Source organism: Aeromonas sp. HMWF015, assembly GCF_963878965.1.
Classification (GTDB): Bacteria; Pseudomonadota; Gammaproteobacteria; order Enterobacterales; family Aeromonadaceae; genus Aeromonas; species Aeromonas veronii.
The window spans coordinates 1-6,934 of record NZ_CAWNZT010000183.1; the positions used below are offsets into that span (position 1 = coordinate 1).

General features: G+C 47.3%; 4 protein-coding genes. All 4 read left to right on the forward strand.

What is annotated here, in order from left to right; all coding sequences use genetic code 11:
* On the forward strand, positions 1–611 hold a 611-nt coding region (locus AACS18_RS09635; RefSeq protein WP_181363433.1), incomplete at its 5' end, for a hypothetical protein.
* Between the two features lie 176 nt (positions 612–787).
* On the forward strand, positions 788–1,441 hold the full coding sequence (locus AACS18_RS09640; protein WP_108614190.1) for a hypothetical protein: 654 nt from the start codon (positions 788–790) through the stop codon (positions 1,439–1,441).
* A 6-nt stretch (positions 1,442–1,447) separates the two neighbouring features.
* A complete protein-coding gene (locus tag AACS18_RS09645; protein ID WP_108614191.1) occupies positions 1,448–3,919 on the forward strand; it encodes a CS1-pili formation C-terminal domain-containing protein in 2,472 nt (823 codons plus the stop codon).
* A gap of 22 nt (positions 3,920–3,941) precedes the next feature.
* Positions 3,942–6,934, forward strand: a 2,993-nt coding sequence (locus AACS18_RS09650; RefSeq protein WP_146184878.1) for a hypothetical protein, incomplete at its 3' end; no start/stop codon positions are given.

Here is a 6,934-nt window from a genome sequence, read left to right on the forward strand (position 1 = left end):
AAAAAGGTATTATTGGTCTTGCTGTTATGGCATCGTTCTTTTCACTCAGTGCGGCAGCTGGGACAGATGTGACCAAAGATGGGTCAGTTAATTTATCTATTGCTGCAGAGCGATATGATCAACCCACACTGTCTGTCGGTTTAAACAGCCCGACACTGGGTGTGTATTATGATTTTGCTGAAGAGAAGTTCAAAACCGTTCAAGGCCAGGGCCTGAATGTTAAATTGCACAATCCCTCCGCCTCGTTCGATTCATTAAAGTTGAAAGTGGCAAGTTGGTCTCAGAATGGTCATAAGCTTAAATTGGGAAGTGATTTTGTACCTTACGACTTTTATCTGGGCACCTACGCAGGCTCTGCTGGTACCTATAAGGTGCCACAGGCTGCAGATCAAAACGCACCATTTACTGGGATGGTTAATGCTCTTACTGATGCAGAGTTGGGTGCGGCAGGTTTGGGGGACTTTATTGGTGTGGTAGGTGGCGCCCAAGTTGATATTAATGCCACCACTATGATTTCTTTAGAGTCAACTGCTGCAGCGACTCAAGAAGGGCTTTATACTGACACCGCAAAACTGTTTGTGCAGACCACGTGGGCTAACTACGGATCTTAAATATAGGTTGTTAATACTCTTTAAAAAGTCACAAAGGCAAGACGTAAGTCTTGCCTTTTAAGAATGCGCCTCTTGCAAATTTAAACATCCAGTGTTGCTATAGATATGCATCATTATTTTAGTGAGCATTTTTATTGAACTGAATATGGTATTAATTGTCCCTCAAAGGTGAATATATGCGAATGCTGTTATTAATGATGTTTTTCATTTCATTCTACAGTGATGCTATCACTCTTCGAGGGCAGTATTCATTGATGACTGACAGTGGTGCCATTGTCCCTGTGGAGAATAATGATGATGAACATGCATTGGTCGAGGTCGTAGTTAAAGAAATAGCATCCCCAGAAACAAACAAAGAAATAAAAATGCAAGGTGGGGAATTGCTTTTTACGCCATCGAAACAAATCATCAGAAAGAAAAGTAAAGCAAATTTCAAATTTTCTTTTAACGGAGAAAGAGGCGCTCAAGAGCGTTATTTTAGCGTGGCTTTTTTGCAGACGCCGACCAGTGGTTTGACGCGTAAAGAGGCGGCTCAAGAAAAAACAGAAGGAAGTATTAGGGCATCGATTGGTGTTGGATATGTACTTGTGCTTCCGCCCAAAAATCCGGTGCAGCAATATCTATTGAATAGAAAAGGGATCACTAATGTTGGCAATGTCACACTGCGTGTTCGGGCATATGGGAAAAATGAAAAGGGTGATGATATTTCATTTGTAATGCCTTTACTTCCAGATAAAACAATCTCATTGAAAAAGTTTAGTCATAAAAGTGAGATATTGGGGCGCGTCGAAGGGGTGAGAGACGAGAAATTTACCCTACAGGCCGAGTGAGTGCGTATGTTCCGTATTGTTGTTGCATTTTTTCTTACTTCGCAATTCGTTTTTGCTGGTATCTCCTCCTCATCTATCCTTTCCGAGGATGCTATTTCTTTTTTACAGGATGGTATCGAGCTGCCAGTTCAGCTCTCAATAGAGTCTAATGCAAGGGGGGGGGATAGCTATGAACCAAACGGAACTGTTCTGGTAAGGTCGCTCAGCAATGGAAGCGTTTTGATATCAGATTTTCGGTTTGATAAGAAATACCAACACACACTCTCTAAAAAGCTAATTCAAGAGTTAAATAAGGACCCGGTTGTACTTGTTAATACGCTTCGTGTTGAGGTGGGAGCCGGTTCAGCCATCACCTTGGACCTTGACGAAATGATGGTGATGATGACTGTTTCTCCTCAAGACTTTGGAGAGGAAGAGCAGGCACCTTCTTATGCCAAACCAACATCGATGAACAATGAAGCAAGTATGCTTACCAATTATAACGTGAATGCATACGCATCTGGTAAAACTATTGGTGATTTATCAAATTACAATCTTTCCTCCTCATTTAATAGCGTGCTTTCCTATGAGGAGAATTACGTTGAAATCTCTAACTTCTCTTCATTTTCGTCTGGCGCCTCGGCGATGCATGAGTTAGACCGTTTGGTATTTGCTCGTGACCAAAATGGGTTGCGTATTGAAGCGGGGCAGGATACATCCGCACCACAACGCATTGGCACTATCAGTAACTTTTCTGTTGAAAAGTTGTACTATGCATCAATCACTAACTCTGCTGATTCTATTTTGATGCGAAACTCGGCGAGCTCTTTGATCCCGATGATCGTGATGATGCCGGCGGCAGGTGAAGTGCGTGTATATAAGAATGACCGATTAATTTATCAATCAGCACTCAATATGGGCCGTCACACTCTGGATACAACATCCTTCCCCTATGGTGTGTACGAAGTGAGCGTCGACACCATCATTGGCGGTCAAGTGCGTGACACACGTAGATATCGTGTTAACAAGCCTACAAATGGGCGGGGCGGTGAGCAATGGGTATGGCAATTGTGGGCTGGTCAAGCCCAATACGATGCACTCCCTGCCTTGGATGAAGCCACTGATGAGAGTGATTTTAGCTCTTATCCTGAACCTCAGAAGGCACGCGCTCCTGTTGGCGGTGTGAATGTGGCATCCAGTATTGGGGAAGTCACGTGGGATGCCAACCTGTACCACAGTCCGACCTCATGGGTCGCAGAGATGGGGAGCCGTTGGCAACCTACAGAGTGGCTATCACTGGAAGGGCAGTTCATGAAAAGTTCTCAAGGCGGTAAACGGGCATTTTATCAAGCTGCGTTGTCCTCTTCCTGGGGACCAAGTTTGGTGCTTACCTCTGAGCGCGGCCAGTATGATAAGGATGAGTATGAACAGAGCAATCCGTATGGTACAGACCAGGCACAATTACAGCTCCCGTTGCCTGAAGCGTTATTTGGCGGAAGTTTGGTTTTGGGATACAACATTGACAGAGAGTACAACGAGCACTCTTGGAATATCGATTATAACCAGTCATTGCTAGACAATGACTGGTTATCCCTGTCGCTTGATACCGGTATGGATAAGACCATCGGTGAACAAGGCACAACGAACTACTATGTCTCATTAAATGCCTCTCTCCCCCTAGGGGCAAATGTGGATATGGGCGTCTCGGAGCAAAATGGCGTGCGAACAGCCTCGGTGTCAGCAGGAATGGAGTTGGATGGTTTTTTTAACTATGTTTCCATCGATGCGCAAGGGGAATTAGTGCAGCAACATATTGAGTCTCCTTCGACTACTTTACAGACGAATTATGACAGCAACTACGCCAGCGGTTCTACTGCGATAAGCCTGACACAAAATAGTGTCAATTTGTCCAATTCAACATCAGGGTTGGTGGCATTTAACAAACATGGCGTGGCGCCCGGGAAGAGTGGGGGGCAATCTGGGTTTATGGTGATTATGCCGGACAAACTTGAGGATGGTGAACTGGAACTGCTTGTTGATAACACAGCCGTGCCATTGCATGCGGGAAACAATTTTGTGTCTGCAGTCCCTTACGAGGAGCACAACGTGATGGTGCAGGTTGGCAGTGATGCACACGCCTCCTATGACATTTTCACGGAAGATGACAGTTACACCCTTTACCCGGGCAATGTGCCGACATTGAAGCCCACAGTGAAACAAATGGTGACTGTATTTGGGCGATTGGTAGATGAGTCTGGCGCTGCTATTGCCAATGCCTCCGTTAAAAATCACATCGGCGAAACAATTACCGATGAACAAGGTGGCTTTTCGATTGACGTAGATGCTGCCATTCCCGAGGTGCAGGTTTCTTCGGACAAGACAGGTGAGTTTAAAGTTGCCATGACTATTGAGCATGCATCAGGGGGCATTGTGCGCCTGAAGGATGTTGTGTGGTCTCCTCATAAATCAGATGTCTATATTGTCAACCCATTGTTCTAATAATGCTAATGGACTTCATGCTGTGATGAATATGCTAAAAACAACATTGATTTTCTTGTTCATGTTGGCTGGCCAAGTGCAAGCGGTGTTCGCTGTCCCTTTGACAGATGTGACCCCTATCATGCCGGTGGTACCTATCCAGAAGACTGTTCGTAGTCAGCTTGGGGTCATGTTGTTTTCTGATGAGGTGATGGGAACGCGCTACGTGACGACGCTCGACAGGTCGGGCGGGCGAGTGACCAAGTCATGGCCACAGGCGATTTTTGGTGTTGAGCGTCTGTCGCCACAAAACAGGAAACTGGCCGCATGGTTCACACACAAAGAGCAGCCAGAAGTGACTCAGCTTGTCTCCTTGCTGCCCGGTGAGGCTTTTCGCGGTGTCACAGATGTCAGGGGGTCGGAGATCAAGCAGATAAACGGCATGCAGACTCCCGGTGCATTCGTGAATGGGGTATTTACGGAAGCCGCATTTAGTCAATTAAGTGCAATGGGGTTGTCTGGACAGCAGGCATTGCAGTTGGTTGAGCAGTTAGGGGAACATGGTTCTCGCACACTGGAAACAACCGTTGTGAAGCGAGCCTATTTGACTCTGCGAAAAGTACCGGGGCAACAATGCCATCCAGATACCATCAATGGACGTAAAGGGCGAGTCTGCACCGTGCGCCACCTTGAGGGTGCTCATGAAGCCGTATCGGCAGGTGACATTCAGTTTACAGTGCGGGCAGTCAAAGCCCCTGATGGGGTCATGTATCGTGTGGGCTCCACCTGGAGGGGACTACGCGAACCCATGGAGCTGGCTGATTTTCGTGGCGCACAATCTATCGAGATATTCTACCCAAGCAAATCGGGCCCACAGGCAGATACAACAACGGTGCAGCGGCTGGAGGCCGTATTTTTTTCAGCCAGTCGCCAGCGTTTCGGGGATAAATTTGTTATCCCTGTTGGTCGTAAACACGCCGGCAGTGAAGTGGTGAGCAACAGGGCAGGCGTGTTGACAGTAACAGACAGGCCAACCAATAAATTTTATATCACCACGCTAAACCGCTCACGTGAGCAGTCTATTTTTGGTGCTTGGCCGCCCAGTGGGCCTAACGCAGTTGCTTGGTATTTTAATCTCTATCAATCGCCTACCGATGAAGTTGCATCCATTACGGACGTGATACCGGACAACTTGTTCGATGCGCCGACACAACAATCCAGCAAGCTTGCCATCCCCTTTAGCGTATTTGCAGCACAAAAGTTTCAGCAAGACTCGGTGGGTTCTCAGCAATTGCTAACAGCAAACACGGTGATGCAGTCCGGCGCCAAGCGTAGCTATCAGCTTAACGCACGCAAGGTCGGCGGTATTACGTTGTTACCTGCCCTGCAACGCTGCCAGCCCATGGTGGTGAAAGGCGTTCAGGGGCAGTCGTGTGAACTGCGCCGCATCGAAGTCAATGCGCAGACATTATTGAGTAATGATGTCCATTTTAGGTTGTCAGGGCGTATGCCTTATGAATTGCAAAATCAAGTACGCTACCAGGCTGGCCATAGTGGGTGGATAGAGTTGGGGACGCCAGTGTCCCTGGCGTCCTTTACTCAAGGCGGCAGCATTGCTCTTTTTGTGCCTGGTGATGCCATGGCGGTCATCAACAAATCCACGGCCATCACGGGGGAGTTCTCGTCGCGCAGCCGTGGTCGGATGGGGGACCGCATCAGTATTCCGATGATGCCCAAAGGGTCTGCGCCCAGAGTTGCGGTCACAAAGAGCCTGCAATTGGCGCTACTACATGATGAAGTGACACAAAGTCGTTACCTGGCCTCTGTTAATCGTGCAGAACGGATGGGGCTTTATGGCTCAGTGACAGATAGAGCGCAGCCGGTTATTTGGCATGTCAGTGATGAACATGGTGCGCAGGGGCATAATGTAAAGCCAGCATCGCTTGTGGAAGGATTTGCGAATGGGACAGGTGAGGTACAACGTGGTCGGATAGCGCCACAACCGGGGTTTGTGAACCCTGTACTATCTCCTGAGGCAGCCGAGCAGTTGGCCAGCGTGGGCGGGTCGCTGAAATTGAGCATGGACGTAGCGCAGTCATCTGGTCACAGCAGTACGCTAAACGTGAGTGCCCGTACAAGCGGTGCCCTGACTTTACGCGCACCGGCCAGTCAAGCGTGCACACCGGCGACAATTGAGGGGGTGGCAGGAATGAGCTGCCCGCTGCGTGAGCTGGTGCCCAATCGCATGATGCGCCCATGGGGAGACTTGCAGTTTAACCTCAGCGCCAAACTCAATTATGCCACTCAAGATAAAGCACGCTATCTGATAGATGAGCAACCCTATCCGTTAGGAAAGAAAGTGCCCTTGGCGACCTTGGCTAATGCCAAGTCATTGGCGTTGTTTGTGCCACAAAATAATGCAGTTCATATTACAAACATGATGGCTGGCCAAGCTAAAATAGCCGTATCAAATAAAGTGTGGCATAGTTACGATATTAGTCTTGAAATAAGCTCCCGTAGCTTGCCGGAGTTGAAGTGGAACCTTTTTATGCATAAAGGTCAGTTATTTAACCAGAGGCCAAGAGAAAAACAAATTACTATTCCCGTGATAAAGCCCGGCGAAGTTTCTGATTATATTGATGTAAGGTCGTTCGTGGGTTGGGGATATGGATTTGCTGCTAACTCTAATGGGGAGCGTGCTATACTAAATAAGTTCGATCGTGTAGTGCTATATGGTTCAAATAAACAGCCTATATATACTTTTAATAGAGATAGGTTGAAATATTCTACATCAGCAGATGGGGATTATCTGTATGTATTAGGTTGGACTGACTTTGAACATACTGCATATATAAGGGTCTCGGCGAGGGGGGATACCGGGAGTTCTTTTTCCTCAAAAGATAATTTCAAATATTTAGGTTATAGCGGGAACGTGTTGGCAACTATTTATATGTCGTCACCTCCTGAGCCTGAACTTAAAGTTACTACTATCGAGGCGACACCCTCAAAGATCGGTATAAATGAGAAAACGAAGAT

What these genes read in the sequence shown, in the direction of transcription:
- AACS18_RS09640 (WP_108614190.1), top strand. Translation starts at nt 788, where the DNA reads ATGCGAATGCTGTTATTAATGATGTTTTTCATTTCATTCTACAGTGAT.
- AACS18_RS09645 (WP_108614191.1), top strand. Translation starts at nt 1,448, where the DNA reads ATGTTCCGTATTGTTGTTGCATTTTTTCTTACTTCGCAATTCGTTTTT.